Origin of the sequence: Streptomyces sp. NPDC048370, assembly GCF_043200825.1 — a bacterium.
GTDB lineage: Bacteria > Actinomycetota > Actinomycetes > Streptomycetales > Streptomycetaceae > Streptomyces.
Window position 1 is genome coordinate 141,983 of the sequence record NZ_JBICYI010000008.1, and the last position, 15,019, is coordinate 157,001.

Consider the following 15,019-nt stretch of genomic DNA (forward strand, 5'->3'; position numbering starts at 1 on the left):
CCGCCCATCGTCTCAGGGAGTGTCCTGGACAATGGACACATGGAGATTCTCTGGTTCCTGATGGCGGTCGCGCTGCTGGTCGCGGTCGTGACCCCGTACGTGAGGCGCCGCCGGTCCGGCGTCGGCATCCGTCAGGTCGCCCCCGGCTCCCCCGACGCCGCCGACCCCGAGGCGTACGGCTTCCTGCGCCAGGAGGAGCAGGACGTACGGATGCCGGGGCCCGACAGGGACCTGCTCGACGTGCTCGACGTGGTCCAGGCGACCCAGGAGTGGCGGGCGGCCGCGCAGCTGCTCGCCGGTACGGAGAAGGGGGGCGAGATCCGCTGGCAGCGCGTGCAGGCGTTCGCGGGCGCGGCCTCCCTGGAGCTCCAGCAGAAGCCCGGCGTCGGCGGCGCGTGGCTGCGCGCCTGGCGGGCGGACTCGCCCAAGGACCCGGGCGGGGCGGCCGTGCACGCGGAGTTCCTGGTGCAGCAGGCCTGGCGCTCGTCCTCGGCCGGCACCGACGACTTCCGGATCATCCTCGAAGAGGCGAAGAAGGTCACCGAGGAGGCGGCGCTGCTCGCCCCCGGCGACCCCGTCCCGTACATCACGCAGCTCGCCGTGGCGCGGGGACTCGGCTACAGCCACGAGGAGTTCGACCAGGTCTGGGCGAAGATCATCGACCGGGCGCCGCAGCACATGGGCGCGCACCTGGCGGCGCTGCACTACTGGTGCGAGAAGTGGCACGGCTCGCGCGAGGACGCCGACCGCTTCGCGACGGCGGCCGCCGCGCGCGCCCCGCAGGGCTCGCTGCTCGCCGCGCTGCCGCTGTTCGCGGTCTACGAGCACCTGCCCGAGATCGTGCTCGTGCAGGACTTCTTCCGTACCGAGGTGGTGCGCAAGGCGATGGAGGGCGCGCTGTACGCGGTCCACTCGGCGCGCGCCGACGACCCGATGCTGGCGCACGTCCGGCACCTGCTCGTCCTCTTCCTGGTCCGCGCGGAGCGCTGGTCGGAGGCGATGAACCAACTGGTCCACGTGGACGGTCACGTGGGCGCGCTGCCGTGGACGCTGAACGGGGACCCGGCGGCGGAGTACACCGTGTACCGGAACCTGGCGGTGGCGGGGTACGAGGCGAACGGCGGAAGCCCGGCGACGCTGCCGAGGTAGCGGTCGGCCGCACGCGCGCGTGCCGCTGTGCGCGCCCTCGTGCGTGAGCCACGCCCGGGGCCGTGGGCCGGGGCCGTGGGCCGGGGCCGTGGGCCGGGGGGAATCCCTCCCGGCCCCCGGGCGTTGTGCGTAACGCCCACCGTCGAGGAGATGCCGCATGTTCCTGTCACGCACCCCCGTCCTCCCCACGCCCGAGCAGGCACTGAAGGGCCGCCCGGAGCCCGAGTTCCAGGTGCCCGAGCGCCACACGGTCCTGGGCAACCCTCTGCTCGGCCCCTACCCCGAGGGGCTCGAGGTCGCGGACTTCGCCCTCGGCTGCTTCTGGGGCGCCGAGCGCAAGTTCTGGCAGACCGAGGGCGTCTGGACGACCCTGGTCGGCTACCAGGGCGGCCTCACGGAGAACCCCGCGTACGAGGAGGTCTGCTCGGGCCTCACCGGCCACACCGAGGTCGTCCGGGTCGTCTTCGACCCCGCGAAGGTCTCGTACGAGCGGCTGCTCAAGCTCTTCTGGGAGTCCCACGACCCGACCCAGGGCTTCCGCCAGGGGAACGACGTCGGCACCCAGTACCGCTCGGCGCTCTACACCCACTCCCCCGCCCAGGCCGAGGCCGCCGAGGCCTCCCGCGCCGCGTACCAGAAGGTCCTGGCGGGCTCGGGCTACGGCACGATCACCACGGAGCTCCTCCCGGTCGAGGGCCGCACCTTCTACCCGGCCGAGGGGTACCACCAGCAGTACCTGGACAAGAACCCGGCCGGCTACTGCGGCATCGGCGGGACGGGAGTCTCCTGCCCGATCGGCGTCGCGAAGGCCGAGTAGAAGGCCGAGCAGGAGGCCGAGCAGGCCCCCTGAAGCAGCGCACGTGCCCGGAAGGTGCCCGCACGGCCCATCCGGGCACACGTGCGCGTGGGCGTCCTGGGCGCGGAAAAGGGCGCGCCGGTCGAGGGCTCCCTCGTTACACTCGATCGCATGGGTTCGTACTACTTCTTTCTCTGATTCCGGCCGCGGACACGGTCGGACCCGCTGATCCGGCGCCCCTCGGGCGCGGCAGCGGTGGTCCCGGTGTCCCTTCACCCGGCCCGAACGAACCCGTCACCCAGGGAAAGAACCCATGCGCGAACGCGCCCAGTTGACCGTCAAAGACGTCTCCAGGTCCTACGGGACCCGCTCCGTCCTCGAACAGATCTCGTTCACCGTGCGCCCCGGCGAGAAGGCCGCCGTCATCGGCGAGAACGGCTCAGGCAAGTCCACCCTGCTGCGGCTGCTCGCGGGGACCGAAGCCCCCGACGGCGGGGAGGTGACCGTCCGCTTCCCCGGGGGCATCGCCCGGCTCGCCCAGACGCTCCCCGAGACCTTCGGCGTCGGCCCCGAACACACCGTGCGCGACACCGTCGACGCGGCGCTCGCCGAACTCCGCGCGATGGAACGGGAGATGCGGGTGGCCGAGGAGACGCTCGGCTCCGCGACACCCGAGGAACTCACCGCGTACGGCGAGCTGGTCGCCCGGTACGAGGAGCGGGGCGGGTACCAGGCCGACGCCCTGGTCGACGCCGCCCTGCACGGCCTCGGTCTCGGCCACGTCCCGTACGAACGTCCCGTCGGCACGCTCTCCGGCGGCGAGCAGTCCCGGCTCGCCCTCGCCTGCGTCCTCGCCTCCGGCGCCGAGCTGCTGCTGCTCGACGAGCCGACGAACCATCTCGACCGGGCCGCCGCCGGCTGGCTGGAGGAACGGCTGCGCACCCACCGGGGCACCGTGGTCGCGGTCACCCACGACCGGGCGTTCCTTGAGGGCATGGCGACGACCGTCCTGGAGGTCGACCGGGACACCCGCGCCGTGACCCGGTACGGGGACGGCTGGTCCGGCTACCGGGCGGCGAAGGCGGCGGCCCGCCGCCGCTGGGCGCAGGAGCACGAGGAGTGGCGGGAGGAGCTGGCCCGTACGGAGGAGCTGGTGGAGGCGGCCGGGCAGCGGCTCGCGGGCTCGGGCAAGGACCCCCGGCAGGGCTTCGGCAAGCACCGGCGCTCCTCCGAGAACAAGCTGTCGGGGCGGGTGCGCGCCGCTCGGACCCGGCTCGAACAGCTCCGTGCGTCTCCGGTGCCGCCCCCGCCCGAGCCCCTGCGCTTCCGGGCGGCGTTCACGACGGCCGCGCGCGTCGGGACCGAACCGCGCGTCCTCGCCGAGCTCGCCGACATCGTCGTCGGCGAGCGGCTACGCGTCGACAAGCTGCGGATCTCCGCCGGTGACCGGCTGCTCGTCTCCGGGCCCAACGGGGCCGGGAAGACGACCCTGCTCCGGGTCCTCGCCGGCGACCTGCGGCCCGAGGGCGGCACGGTCGTCCGGTCCGCCCGGGTCGGGTACCTGGCCCAGGAGCTGCCGCCCGTACCGTCCCCGAAGCCGCTGCTCACGGCGTACGCGGCGGGCCGCCCCGGCCTGCCCGAGGAGCACGCGGACGAGCTGCTCGCCCTCGGGCTCTTCCGGGAGGAGGACCTGACCGTTCCCGTGGCGCGGCTCTCGGTGGGCCAGCAGCGCCGCCTCGAACTGGCCCGGCTGGTGAGCCGCCCGGCGGACCTGCTGGTCCTGGACGAGCCGACGAACCACGTGGCGCTCTCCCTGGTGGAGGAGCTCGAGACGGCCCTGGCGGCCTTCGAGGGCGCGGTGGTCGCGGTCTCGCACGACGACCGCTTCCGCACGGGCTTCGGCGGCGCCCGCCTCGAGCTCCGCTCAGGCCGCGCCGCCTGACCCCGGTCCCGTCCGCAGGAGCGCGGCGGTCGTCGCCGGGTCGTACCCGGGGGCGACCCCGTCGATCAGCAGCAGGTCGCCGGGGATGTGCCGGGCGCGCAGCGGGATCAGCTCCTGGTAGGCGGCGGAGTCGTACCAGCGGCGGGCGTGGTCCATCGAAGGGAAGGAGACGAGGACGAGGTCCTGGGGCCACGTGCCCTCCCGGACCTCCCGCTCGGGAGCGCCGTGGACGAGGAAACGGCCGCCGAAGGGGTCGAGCGTGGACTGGACGCGCTCCATGTAGGTGAGGACCTCCTCGTGGAGGCCGGGCTGCGGGCTGAGGTTCGCGAGGGCGTATGCGGTCATGACGCAAGCGTGCCGGGGCATGCCGTACGGGGTCGATTACCTCGTACGTCATGCCCCGGCACGGTCACGGACCGGACGGCCCTGACGGACCTCACAGGCCCACAGGACTCACAGGCCTCACGGCCCTCACACGCCCACAGGCCCCCAGGCCTCACGGAGCGAAGCGGCCGGGACGACGGGCCGACGCCTCCCGCGGACCGTCGTCGTCCGGCGGCCTCAGATCGGCCTCAGATCGTCGAGGCGTCGATCACGAAGCGGTACCGCACGTCGCTGGCGAGCACCCGCTCGTACGCCTCGTTGATCTGGTCGGCGCGGATCAGCTCGATCTCCGCGCCCAGGCCGTGCTCGGCGCAGAAGTCCAGCATCTCCTGGGTCTCCGGGATCCCGCCGATCGCCGATCCGGCGAGCGACTTGCGGCCGCCGAGCAGCGCGAACAGGTTGAACGAGATCGGCTCCTCCGGGGCGCCGACGTTCACCAGCGCGCCGTCGGTCTTCAGCAGGCCGAGGTAGGCGCCGAAGTCGAGCGGGGCGGAGACGGTGGAGACGATCAGGTCGAAGGTGCCCGCGAGCTCGGTGAAGGTCGCCGGGTCGCTGGTGGCGTAGTAGTGGTCGGCGCCCAGCTTGAGGCCGTCCTCGCGCTTCTTCAGCGACTGACTGAGCACGGTCACCTCGGCGCCGAGCGCGTGGGCGATCTTGACGCCCATGTGACCGAGGCCGCCGAGGCCGACGATCGCGACCTTCTTGCCGGGTCCTGCCTGCCAGTGGGCGAGCGGCGAGTAGAGGGTGATGCCGGCGCAGAGCAGCGGGGCGGCCTCGTCGAGCGCGATGCCGTCCGGGATGCGCAGGGTGTAGTTCTCGTCGACGACGATGTGGCTGGAGTAGCCGCCGTAGGTCGGCTCGCCGTTCTTGTCGAGGGCGTTGTACGTGCCGATCATGCCGCCGCCCGAGCAGTACTGCTCCAGGCCCTTCAGGCAGTACTCGCACTCGCGGCAGGAGTCGACGAAGCAGCCGACGCCGACGCGGTCGCCGACCTGGTGCCGGGTGACGCCGGAGCCGACCTCGGTGACGATGCCGGCGATCTCGTGGCCGGGCACCATCGGGAAGATGCCCTCGCCCCAGCCGTCACGGGCCTGGTGGATGTCGGAGTGGCAGATGCCGGCGTACTTGATCTCGATGAGGACGTCGTGCTCGCCGACGGGGCGGCGGGGCACGGTGGTGCGCTCCAGGGGCGCGTTCGCGGCGGGGGCCGCGTAGGCGGCGACCGTGCCGGCCGTCGCCGCGTCGGGGGTGATCGTGGTCGTGGCGTTGGTGGTCATGGCATTCACCCTGCCGGGCCCGGCGCAGATCACCCAGACACCTGTTCTGCCTACGACCGGCGTACGTACCACTGGCAGGGACAGGAACACCCGTCCGCCGGGCCGTCCGGCCTGGGATAATCGGGACGCATGGATCTCAGTGCGGAACTCAGCGAATTCCTGCGCTCGCGCCGGGCCCGGCTGAAGCCGGAGGACGTGGGCCTGCCGGACTTCGGCCGCCACCGTCGCGTACCCGGCCTGCGCCGGGAGGAGCTGGCGCAGCTGGCCGGGGTCTCCGTCGCGTACTACACGCGCCTTGAGCAGGGCAACGGACGCAATGTGTCCATGGAGGTCCTGGACTCGATCGCCCGGGCTCTGCGGCTGAACGACAGCGAGCGGGCGCATCTGACGCACCTGGCGAAGCCGACGGCGAAGAAGAAGCAGCACAGGGCGGCGATCGCCCGGCCCCAGCAGGTACGGTCCGGCCTGGTGCAGCTGCTGGACTCGATGGAGACCGTCCCGGCCTTCGTCGTCGGCCGCCGCCTCGACATCCTCGCCTGGAACCGGATGGCCCGGGCGCTGCTCGGCGACTTCGCGACCTGGGAGCCGCGCGAGCGGAACATGGCGCGGATGATGTTCCTCGACCCGAACACGCGCGATCTGTACCTCGACTGGGACTGCAAGGCGACCGAGACGGTGAGCGTGCTGCGGCTGTACGCGGGCTGCTATCCGGAGGATCCGGCGCTGCTGGAGCTGGTGGGCGAACTGTCGGTGCGCAGCGAGGAGTTCCGCTCGCTGTGGGCGGCGCACACGGTCGCCGACAAGGGACACGGCTCCAAGCGGATGCGGCATCCGCTGGTGGGCGAGATGACGCTTCGGTACGAGTCGCTGAGGGTCGCGGGTCCCGACCCGGACCTCATGCTGGTGACGTACCACGCGGAGCCGGGGACGGCCTCGGCGGACGCCCTGCGGCTGCTCGCGCAGTGGGGCGTGGACGAGCCCGCGGTCCGCTAGGACGAAGAACGGCGGTACGAAGAACGGCGGCGGCCCCCTCCACACGGAGGGGGCCGCCGTTCTCGTACGCGTACCGGGCGGATCAGACCGCCGAGCCGGCCTTCCAGGCCGACCAGCTCATGTTCCAGCCGTTGAGGCCGTTGTCCGGGGCGATCGTCTTGTCCTTGGAGTTCTTGACGATGACGACGTCACCCACGATGGAGTGGTCGTACAGCCAGGCGGCCATCTGGTTCGGGTCGCCGGCGCCCTTGACGTCGTTCAGGCCCACGCAGCCGTGGCTGGTGTTGGCGGAGCCGAAGATCGAGTCCGGGCCCCAGTAGTTGCCGTGGATGAACGTGCCCGAGGTGGACAGCCGCATGGCGTGCGGGACGTCCTTGATGTCGTACTCGCCCTTGCCGTCGTCGTCGGTGAAGCCGACCGTGGCGCCGTTCATCCGGGTCTCCTTGAACTTCTCGGAGATCACCATCTGACCGTTGTAGGTCGGGTTCTCCGGGGAGCCGGCGGAGATCGGGATGGTCTTGACCGTCTTGCCGTCCTGCTTGATCGTCATCGTCTTCGTGGCGACGTCGACGGTGGAGACCTGGTTGCGGCCGATCTTGAAGGTGACGGTCTTCTGCTGGACGCCGAAGACACCCTTGGCGCCCTCGACGCCGTCGAGCTCCAGCTTCAGCGTGACGGTCGAGCCCTCGGTCCAGTAGTCGTCCGGGCGGAAGTCGAGGCGCTGGGAGTTGAACCAGTGCCCGACGACCTCCTGGCCGGTGCTGGAGGTCACCTTGATGCCGCCCTGGACGGCGGCCTTGTCGGTGATGGCCTTGTTGAAGTTGATCGAGACCGGCATGCCGACGCCGACGGTGGAACCGTCCTCGGGCGTGAAGCTGCCGATGAAGCTGTTGGCCTGCGAGACGGTGGTGAAGGAGGAGTTCTCGTGCGCCTCCAGGCCGGCCGCGTCCTTCGCCGTGGCGGAGAGCTTGTAGACGGTGGCGCGCTTGAGCGCCCCGGTGGGCTTCCAGCTCTTGCCGTCGGCGGATATCTCGCCCTTGACGGCCGCGCCCTCGGCGGTGGCGAGCGTCACCTCGGTGAGCGTGCCGTCGGTGACCGAGACCTTGGCGTCGTTGTTGATCGACGCGTTGGTGGCACCGTTCTTCGGCGAGATGGATATCTGGGCCTTCGACGTCTTCTGCGCCGCGGCCTCGTCGACCTGAGCCTGTGACTGCGCCGACTTGGAGGGATCGGCCGCGCCGTTCTTGTCCCCGTCGCTGCACGCCGAGAGCACCAATACGCCGCCGAGCACCGCGGCCGCGGCCGCCAGGCTCTTGCGGCGCTTGCCGTCCGTCATCACACGCTTCTCCATCGTCGCCGAATCCCTGCCAACACTCGTCTGAACATCCATGAGACCCTCCGCGGTTCCATCAGCGGTGGGTTTGTGGGGAACGCCACTGATCGACACGTACGCAACGAGCGTTCGGTTCCCGTACAGGGCGAAGCCCCGGTACGGAACGCCGTACCGGGGCTTCGAGGAGGTGCGACGCCCCCGTCAGACCCGTTCCGTGTCGTCTTCGTCCACCTCATCTTCCTCGTCGAGGTCCCACTCCTGGGCATCGGGGTCGTGGTCGACCTCCTCGCTGCTCCAGGAGGCCTGCACCAGCTCGATCCCGGGGACCTCCCTGACCAGGTCGAACGGCTCGATCAGATAGGCCAGCGCCTCGGCGTCGTCCTCGCGCACGGCGGATCGGGCGTGCACCCGCTCCTCCTCCGGCATGAACTCGTCGGTGTCGATCCGGCCGACGGCCGCGCCGGTCAGCTCGTCGGAGCCGGTGATCTCCAGGACGACTTCCACCCGAAGCCGTACATAACGTGATGTCTCGGAAGTGCTCATACGACGGAGCGTAGGCCGCCGGGGTGCTCGACTTTCTTCCGACCCGCTGTGTTCATTAGCATCTGCGCAAGCTGCCAATTCGGGGTTTCCGCAAGGGGGATCGAATCTCTGTGTCCGTCGCTCGACGCCCGCTGCTGACCGCCACGGCGGCCGGGGCGCTGCTCTTCGCCCTCTGGTTCGTCCCGTCCGCGAACGCGACCGACGAGGGTCGCGCCACCGCGACCGAGCAGGAGCGCGCGACCGAGGGCGCGCGCCTCGCGGAGACGGGCGGCCCGAACACCACGCCGTACGTGATCGGCGGGACGGGCTTCCTGGCCGTCGGGGCCGGGTTCGTGGCGCTGGCGATGAGACGCGGCGGCCGCGCGCACTGAACGGGGACGTACGGAACGCGCACTGACCCGGTCCGTACGGAACGCGCGCTGATCCGAGACGCACGGAAAGGGCCGCCACCCCTCGCTCGGGGGGATGGCGGCCCTTTCCGCTTTCGCTTTCGCTACGCCAGCGGGCCGGTGACCGGCTCCACGGCCGCGACCAGGCTCCCCGCGCGGACGAAGGCGTCGGCGGCCTCCAGGTCGGGGGCGAGGAAGCGGTCCGGGCCCGGGCCCTCGACCCCGGCGGCGCGCAGGGCGTCGATGGCGGCCTGCGAGGCGGGGGCCGGGGTCAGGCCGCGGCGGAGCTCGATGCCGCGGGTGGCGGCGTAGAGCTCGACGGCGATGATCCGGTTGAGGTTGCCGATCGCGGTGCGCAGCTTGCGGGCGGCGGACCAGCCCATGGAGACGTGGTCCTCCTGCATCGCGGAGGACGGGATGGAGTCGGCGGAGGCCGGGACGGCCAACCGCTTCATCTCGCTGACCAGGGCGGCCTGGGTGTACTGGGCGATCATCAGGCCCGAGTCGACGCCGGCGTCGTCGGCGAGGAAGGGCGGCAGGCCGTGGGACCGGTTCTTGTCGAGGAGCCGGTCGGTGCGGCGCTCGGCGATGGAGCCGAGGTCGGCGGCGGCGATCGCGAGGAAGTCCAGGACGTACGCGACCGGGGCGCCATGGAAGTTGCCGTTGGAGCGGATCTGGCCGTCCGCGAGGATCACCGGGTTGTCGACGGCGGAGGCGAGCTCGCGCTCGGCGACGGTACGGGCGTGGGCCATGGTGTCGCGGCCGGCGCCGGCGACCTGCGGGGCGCAGCGCACGGAGTACGCGTCCTGGACGCGCGGGGCCTCCTCCTCCTGGAAGTGGCCGGTGAGCCCGGAGCCCTTGAGCACGGCGAGCATGTTGGCGGCGGAGGCGCCCTGGCCCGGGTGGGGGCGGATGGCGTGCAGCTCGGGTTCGAGGACCTTCTCGGTGCCGAGGAGGGCTTCGAGGGAGAGGGCCGCGGTGATGTCGGCCGACTTGTAGAGGGTGTCGAGGTCGGCGAGGGCCATGATCAGCATGCCGAGCATGCCGTCGGTACCGTTGAGGAGGGCGAGGCCCTCCTTCTCGCGCAGCTCGACGGCCTGGATCCCGGCGGCGGCGAGCAGCTCACCGGCGGGCTTCACGACACCGTCCGGGCCTTCGGCGTCTCCCTCGCCCATCAGGGTCAGGGCGCAGTGCGAGAGCGGCGCGAGGTCGCCGGAGCAGCCGAGGGAGCCGTACTCGTGCACGACCGGCGTGATGCCCGCGTTCAGCACGTCCGCCATGGTCTGCGCGACCTCGGGCCGGACGCCGGTGTGCCCGGAGGCGACGGTCTTCAGCCGCAGGAACATCAGGGCCCGCACGACCTCCCGCTCGACGCGCGGCCCCATGCCGGCGGCGTGCGAGCGGACGATGTTGCGCTGGAGCTGCGCCCGCAGCTCGGGGCTGATGTGCCGGGTGGCGAGGGCCCCGAACCCGGTCGAGACGCCGTACACGGGCTCCGGCTTGGCGGCGAGCGCGTCGACGACTCCACGGGACTCGGCGAGCGCCCGCACGGCCTCGGGGGACAGTTCGACGCGCGCGCCGCGGCGGGCGACGTCGATGACGTCCTGGAATGTGGTGCCGGACGTGCCGAGGACGACTGAGTGCATATCCATATTCAGCACCCTACGGACTGAAGACCAACCTGTCACTAGATGACGGCGGGCCACCCCCACACGTTCCCGGCGCACCGTCGGCCCCGGAGGCTGCCGGACCCTCCGAGGCGCCCGAGGCGCCCGAGACGACGGAGCCGGTCGAGCCCGAGGACGCAGAGCCCGCGGTCTGACGCCCCCCCCGTCGGGGAGTTCCTCCGCCGGACCGGCGGTGCGCCTGGACCGGCGGCGTGTCCAGACCTGCGGTGCGTCTAGACCGGTGGTGCGTCGCGGAAGCGGCGGCGGTCTCGGGCTCCGGGTGGGGCGTCGGCCAGGGGGATGACCGTGCCGTCGCGGCCCGCCACCACCGGCTTCGCCGAGCGGGCGGCCTTCGCCTGGTACTGGGCCGCGTCCGCGAGGCGGAAGAGGCGGCGGGCGGATTTGACCGGGCCGATGGGGTCGCCCGTGGACGCGACGCCGCAGGCCACGCCCTCGCCCAACTCCAGTTCGCCCGCGCGGACGCAGAGTTCGTCGGCGACCGCCACCACCTCGTCCGACGTCGGGCCCACCGACAGAAGGCAGAACTCGTCGCCGCCGAGCCGCGCCGACAGGGCGCCCGGGAGCATCGCCCCGCATCGCGAGAGCACCGAGCCGAAGCGTTCGAGCAGGCGGTCGCCGACCGCGTGGCCGTGGGTGTCGTTGACCCGCTTCAGGCCGTTCAGGTCGCAGACCACCAGGCTCACCACGGAACCGTCGAGGCGGTAGCGCTCGATCGCCTCGTCGAGCCGGGTGTCGACCGCGCGCCGGTTCGCGAGCCCGGTCAGCGGGTCGGTGAAGGCCAGCTTCCGTACCTCCTCCAGGCGCTCCGCCTGCGCGATGCCCGCCGCGACGACGGCCGCGAGAACCGCCGCGAAGTCGGCGTCGTCGCGGTCGAAGACCGGCGCCCCGGCCGGCCTGGCCACGTACAGCTCGCCCCAGGCACGGCCGTGCAGCACCACCGGCGCGACCACGCAGCAGCCGCGGCCGCGCCTGCGCAGCCCGGTGACGCGGCCGGTCGGGACGCGGTCGTCCGCGGTCTCCACCCAGGCGTCCGGCTCGCCACCACCCGCCCACTGCGCGTGCAGGAACTCGGTGATCTCGGGGAACTGGTGCACCGGGTACGTCTCGGCGTCGGGGAACTCCTCCTCGCCCACGGCCCGCTCACCGGCGTTCACGAGCACCTTGAGCCGGCCGTGGTCGCGTTGCCAGACCGAGAGTGCGGCGAAGGTGCCGTCGAGCCCGTCGCGGGCGCCCAGCGCCGCGGCCCGCCAGAACTCGCGCGGAGTGTGCGCCGCCGCCATCGCCTGCGCCAGCGCCACTACGGCCCGCAACCGCACGTCCTCTCCCATTCCTCCAGCTTAGGGAGGTTTCGCCCGTTTTCCCGTGCGAGGCGTCACGGAAAGTGACATAACGGGTCAATCGGGAGAATTCTCACGGAAATTTCAGAGGCTGAGCCCGTGCACGCGCTCCACCGACGGGGCTCAGACGCCCGGCCACTCCGGCTTCCGCTTCTCGTTGAAGGCCGCCACGCCCTCCGCCCGGTCCCCCGAGAACGCCACCGCGCGCCACGCCGCGTCCTCGACCTCGAGACCCGCCTTCAGGTCCAGGCCCTGACCGAGCCGCAGCGCGCGCTTGGAGGCGCGCAGGCCGACCGGCGAGTTGGCCGCCATCCGCCCGGCCAGCTCGAGGGCGGCCGTACGGGCGTCCTCCGCGAGCACGTCGACGAGCCCGAGCTCGCGCGCCTCCGGCGCCTCCACCCGGCGCGCGGTGAAGACCAGTTCGGCCGCGCGCGCCGCGCCGACCCGGCGCGGCAGCAGCTGCGTACCGCCGCCGCCGGGGATGACGCCCACCGACACCTCGGGCAGGCCGACCACGGACGTCGCGTCGGCCACGATCACGTCGCAGGCGAGCGCCAGTTCGTAGCCGCCGCCGAGCGCGAAGCCGTGCACGGCGGCGACGGTCGGCATCGGCAGGTCGAGGACGCCGCCGTAGGCGCCGCGCGAGACGGGCCGCTGGCGGACCATGTCGGCGTCCGTGAAGGAGTTCCGCTCCTTGAGGTCGGCGCCGACGCAGAAGGCCTTGTCGTTGGAGGACGTCAGCACCGTGACCCGTACCGTGTCGTCCGCGGCGAGCGCCGCGCAGGCCGCGCTGATCGAGCGGGCCATCTCCAGGGAGACCGCGTTCATCGCCTTGGGCCGGTCGAGGACCAGCTCGGCGACGTGCTCGTGCCTACGGACGGCGACGAACTCACCAAAACGCTGCTCGGACTGCTCGGACATGACCGCACCCTCCCGGTTAACGCCTGTTAACGACTGTTCACCGGGGATCCTAGGTCGGGCGGCGGGTCAGGTGCCAGGGCTCGACGACGCCGAGACCGCGCACCGGGCGCTGCCACATCGGCTGGAGCGCGAAGCGGTACGTCGGCGGCTGCTCGCCCTCCTTCTCGGCGCGGGCGACCTCCTCGGCGGCCTGCGTCTCGGAGACGGGCGCGTCGCCGGTGCGGGTCAGCTCCTCCGCGAGCGCCCCGTCGACGAGGACGGTGTCCTTGGGCGCTATCGACGTGAGCCGGCTCGCCAGGTTCACCGTCGTCCCGAAGACGTCTCCCATCCGGGTCGTCACCGTGCCGAAGGCGATGCCGACCCGCAGGGCGGGCATCGTCTCGTCGTGGCTGAGCGTCTCGATCAGGCGCAGCGCGATCTCGGCGGCGGTGCCCGCGTCGTCGGCGGCGTACAGCACCTCGTCACCGAGGGTCTTGATGAGCCGGCCGCCGTGGGCGGCGACGAGGTCGGCGCAGGTGGTCTCGAAGGCCTCGACGAGCTCGCCGAGCTCCTCCTCCTCCAGACGGCGGGTCAGCCGGGTGAACCCGACGAGGTCGGCGAAGCCGACGGCGAGCCGACGGTCGACCATCTCCTCGTCGTCGGCGGCCTGCACGACGCGCCCGGTGGCGGCGGCGAGCTGGCGGCGCCAGACGTAGATCAGGAACTCCTCCAGCTCGGGCAGGAGCAGCTCGACCAGCGGGTACGTGACTTCGGTACGGGTCATCCCGGGCTCGGGGGGCTCGGTGAGGCCCTCCAGGAACGAGTCGATCTGCCACTCGGCGAGCCGGGCGGTGGTCTGGCCGGTGGAACGGGCGACCTGGACGGCCATCGGCTCGCTGAGCAGGCCCGCCTCGACGAGACCGGCGAGGCGGCGCAGGGCGAGGACGTCGGCCTCGGTGAGCGCCTTGGCCTGGCCGATGTCGGCGAAGCCCATGGCGCGCCAGAAGCGGGAGGCGAGCTCCATGGAGACGCCGGCCGTGCGGGCGGCCTGGAAGGGGGTGTAGCGGCGGTCCGCGCCCAGGATGAGCTGTTCGAGGCGGATCGCGAGGGGATCGTCGGTCGGCTCGGCCGTGTGGTCGACGTGGTGGTGCGGCGTGGGGTACGCCGGCGGCTCCGCCTCAGCGGGTGGCTCCGCCTCACCGCCGTTGTGCGCGTCGTCGACGGTCACCGGCCGCCTCCTGCCGTTTCCCTGCCCACTGCCCTGCCGATCTGTCGCCCTGGATCGCGCTCCACGATACGACAGGTGTGTGCCAGCTCACGCCGTTCCGACGGTTCGACCGGTCCGACCGGCATCCCGGGGGCGGCGCCCGTCCGCCCCCGGGTGGTGCCCGGGTTCAGCCGGACGCGCGGACGTGGACGATGTCGCCCGCCGCGACCGCCTCGGTGCCGCCGCCCTCCGTCGCCACGACCAGGCGCCCGTCGCCGTCCAGGGCGACGGCCTCGCCCTCCAGCATCCGCTCGCCCGGGAGGTCGGCCCGGACGTGGCGGCCCAGGGTCGAGCAGCCCGTCTCGTACGCCGCCTGGAGGCCGGAGGCCGCCGGGTCGCCGCCGGCCCGCGTCCACTCCCCGTACCAGTGCTCGAGGGACCGCAGGACCGACCGGAGCAGCGTGTCGCGGTCGGTCGAGATCGCGTCGGCGAGGAGCAGCGAACCGGCGCCCGGCACCGGCAGCTCCTCCGCCTTCAGGGTCACGTTGACCCCGATCCCGACGACGACCCCGTCCTCGCCGGCCCGCTCGGCGAGGATCCCGCCGGTCTTCCGCTCCTCGCCCCCGACCGAAACCAGCAGGTCGTTCGGCCACTTGAGGGAAAGGTCCACCCCGGCGGACTTCGTGAGCCCGGTCGCCGCGGCGACGCCGGCGAGGAGCGGGAGCCAGCCCCAGCGGTGCACGGGCACGTCGGGCTTGAGCAGGACGGAGAAGAAGAGCCCCGCGCGCGGCGGCGAGACCCAGTCGCGGTCGAGGCGGCCGCGCCCCGAGGTCTGCTCCTCGGCGACGAGCACCGCGCCCTCGGGCAGCTCGTCGGCGCGCGCGGCCAGGTCGGAGTTGGTGGAACCGGTCGTGGTGACCAGGTCGAGCGAGGTCCAGAGCCCGTCGGGAAGGACGAGCGCGCGGCGCAGCGCGGAGGCGTTGAGCGGGGGACGGTCCAGGTCGGACCACCGCGCTCCTGAGGCATCGGAGGACGTCATGCAAGCCAGACTAGGTGTGGCAAAGACCGCAGTGCCGAACCG

The 15,019-nt window shown here is 72.4% G+C and carries 14 protein-coding genes; 5 read left to right on the forward strand and 9 right to left on the reverse strand.

Features of this window, described 5'->3' with window-relative positions; all coding sequences use genetic code 11:
• Positions 1 to 39 precede the first annotated feature (39 nt).
• The 3 genes from ACGFYP_RS19455 to abc-f all read left to right on the forward strand — a co-directional run bounded on the left by ACGFYP_RS19455 (position 40) and on the right by abc-f (position 3,887).
• A complete protein-coding gene (locus ACGFYP_RS19455; RefSeq protein WP_393494692.1) occupies positions 40 to 1,149 on the forward strand; it encodes a hypothetical protein in 1,110 nt (369 codons plus the stop codon).
• Between the two features lie 157 nt (positions 1,150 to 1,306).
• Entirely contained in the window at positions 1,307 to 1,966 is a 660-nt protein-coding gene (gene msrA / locus ACGFYP_RS19460) for a peptide-methionine (S)-S-oxide reductase MsrA (protein WP_393494695.1), read from the forward strand.
• 292 nt (positions 1,967 to 2,258) lie between these two features.
• The gene (abc-f, locus tag ACGFYP_RS19465) at positions 2,259 to 3,887 is read left to right on the forward strand and encodes a ribosomal protection-like ABC-F family protein (protein ID WP_393494698.1); all 1,629 of its coding nucleotides are present in this window, start codon (positions 2,259 to 2,261) and stop codon (positions 3,885 to 3,887) included.
• Here abc-f and ACGFYP_RS19470 read toward each other — a convergent pair.
• Positions 3,870 to 4,232, reverse strand: a complete 363-nt coding sequence (locus ACGFYP_RS19470; RefSeq protein WP_393494701.1) for a DUF1330 domain-containing protein — start codon at positions 4,230 to 4,232, stop codon at positions 3,870 to 3,872. The two genes, abc-f and ACGFYP_RS19470, sit on opposite strands and share 18 nt — an antisense overlap.
• A 227-nt stretch (positions 4,233 to 4,459) precedes the next feature.
• Positions 4,460 to 5,548 carry an NAD(P)-dependent alcohol dehydrogenase gene (locus ACGFYP_RS19475; protein WP_361968745.1) on the reverse strand — a complete coding sequence of 363 codons (1,089 nt, stop codon included), beginning with the start codon at positions 5,546 to 5,548 and terminating at the stop codon, positions 4,460 to 4,462.
• Between the two features lie 129 nt (positions 5,549 to 5,677).
• On the opposite strand from ACGFYP_RS19475, the gene ACGFYP_RS19480 reads away from it, so the two are divergent.
• The gene (locus ACGFYP_RS19480; RefSeq protein ID WP_393494704.1) at positions 5,678 to 6,541 is read left to right on the forward strand and encodes a helix-turn-helix domain-containing protein; all 864 of its coding nucleotides are present in this window, start codon (positions 5,678 to 5,680) and stop codon (positions 6,539 to 6,541) included.
• A gap of 82 nt (positions 6,542 to 6,623) precedes the next feature.
• Here ACGFYP_RS19480 and ACGFYP_RS19485 read toward each other — a convergent pair whose 3' ends face one another.
• Complete coding sequence (locus ACGFYP_RS19485) at positions 6,624 to 7,892, reverse strand: Ig-like domain-containing protein (protein ID WP_393494707.1); 1,269 nt, start codon at positions 7,890 to 7,892, stop codon at positions 6,624 to 6,626.
• 183 nt (positions 7,893 to 8,075) lie between these two features.
• Positions 8,076 to 8,417 carry a hypothetical protein gene (locus ACGFYP_RS19490; RefSeq protein WP_361968739.1) on the reverse strand — a complete coding sequence of 114 codons (342 nt, stop codon included), beginning with the start codon at positions 8,415 to 8,417 and terminating at the stop codon, positions 8,076 to 8,078.
• A 110-nt stretch (positions 8,418 to 8,527) separates the two neighbouring features.
• Here ACGFYP_RS19490 and ACGFYP_RS19495 point away from each other — a divergent pair, with 110 nt between their 5' ends.
• Positions 8,528 to 8,788, forward strand: coding sequence for an LAETG motif-containing sortase-dependent surface protein (locus ACGFYP_RS19495; protein WP_393494711.1), 261 nt, complete (start codon positions 8,528 to 8,530; stop codon positions 8,786 to 8,788).
• Positions 8,789 to 8,910: 122 nt separating this feature from the next.
• Here ACGFYP_RS19495 and hutH read toward each other — a convergent pair whose 3' ends face one another.
• From hutH to ACGFYP_RS19520, 5 genes are all read right to left on the reverse strand, one after another.
• The gene (gene hutH, locus ACGFYP_RS19500) at positions 8,911 to 10,452 is read right to left on the reverse strand and encodes a histidine ammonia-lyase (RefSeq protein ID WP_393495070.1); all 1,542 of its coding nucleotides are present in this window, start codon (positions 10,450 to 10,452) and stop codon (positions 8,911 to 8,913) included.
• Between the two features lie 254 nt (positions 10,453 to 10,706).
• Positions 10,707 to 11,822 carry a diguanylate cyclase domain-containing protein gene (locus ACGFYP_RS19505; RefSeq protein ID WP_393494714.1) on the reverse strand — a complete coding sequence of 372 codons (1,116 nt, stop codon included), beginning with the start codon at positions 11,820 to 11,822 and terminating at the stop codon, positions 10,707 to 10,709.
• Between the two features lie 132 nt (positions 11,823 to 11,954).
• Positions 11,955 to 12,752 (reverse strand): enoyl-CoA hydratase/isomerase family protein, encoded by a 798-nt coding sequence (locus ACGFYP_RS19510; protein WP_393494717.1) that lies wholly within the window; start codon positions 12,750 to 12,752, stop codon positions 11,955 to 11,957.
• Positions 12,753 to 12,801: 49 nt separating this feature from the next.
• A complete protein-coding gene (locus tag ACGFYP_RS19515; protein WP_393494720.1) occupies positions 12,802 to 13,959 on the reverse strand; it encodes an adenylate/guanylate cyclase domain-containing protein in 1,158 nt (385 codons plus the stop codon).
• A gap of 166 nt (positions 13,960 to 14,125) precedes the next feature.
• Positions 14,126 to 14,977: a biotin--[acetyl-CoA-carboxylase] ligase gene (locus tag ACGFYP_RS19520; protein WP_393494723.1), complete on the reverse strand. Its 852-nt coding sequence runs from the start codon at positions 14,975 to 14,977 to the stop codon at positions 14,126 to 14,128.
• Positions 14,978 to 15,019 lie beyond the last annotated feature (42 nt).

Excerpts from the sequence above, each read along its gene's own strand:
- hutH (WP_393495070.1), bottom strand. The coding sequence starts at position 10,452 with ATGCACTCAGTCGTCCTCGGCACGTCCGGCACCACATTCCAGGACGTC.
- ACGFYP_RS19510 (WP_393494717.1), bottom strand. The coding sequence starts at position 12,752 with ATGTCCGAGCAGTCCGAGCAGCGTTTTGGTGAGTTCGTCGCCGTCCGT.
- ACGFYP_RS19520 (WP_393494723.1), bottom strand. The coding sequence starts at position 14,977 with ATGACGTCCTCCGATGCCTCAGGAGCGCGGTGGTCCGACCTGGACCGT.
- ACGFYP_RS19475 (WP_361968745.1), bottom strand. The coding sequence starts at position 5,548 with ATGACCACCAACGCCACGACCACGATCACCCCCGACGCGGCGACGGCC.
- abc-f (WP_393494698.1), top strand. The coding sequence starts at position 2,259 with ATGCGCGAACGCGCCCAGTTGACCGTCAAAGACGTCTCCAGGTCCTAC.
- ACGFYP_RS19470 (WP_393494701.1), bottom strand. The coding sequence starts at position 4,232 with ATGACCGCATACGCCCTCGCGAACCTCAGCCCGCAGCCCGGCCTCCAC.
- ACGFYP_RS19480 (WP_393494704.1), top strand. The coding sequence starts at position 5,678 with ATGGATCTCAGTGCGGAACTCAGCGAATTCCTGCGCTCGCGCCGGGCC.
- ACGFYP_RS19485 (WP_393494707.1), bottom strand. The coding sequence starts at position 7,892 with ATGGAGAAGCGTGTGATGACGGACGGCAAGCGCCGCAAGAGCCTGGCG.
- ACGFYP_RS19455 (WP_393494692.1), top strand. The coding sequence starts at position 40 with ATGGAGATTCTCTGGTTCCTGATGGCGGTCGCGCTGCTGGTCGCGGTC.
- ACGFYP_RS19490 (WP_361968739.1), bottom strand. The coding sequence starts at position 8,417 with ATGAGCACTTCCGAGACATCACGTTATGTACGGCTTCGGGTGGAAGTC.
- msrA (WP_393494695.1), top strand. The coding sequence starts at position 1,307 with ATGTTCCTGTCACGCACCCCCGTCCTCCCCACGCCCGAGCAGGCACTG.
- ACGFYP_RS19505 (WP_393494714.1), bottom strand. The coding sequence starts at position 11,822 with ATGGGAGAGGACGTGCGGTTGCGGGCCGTAGTGGCGCTGGCGCAGGCG.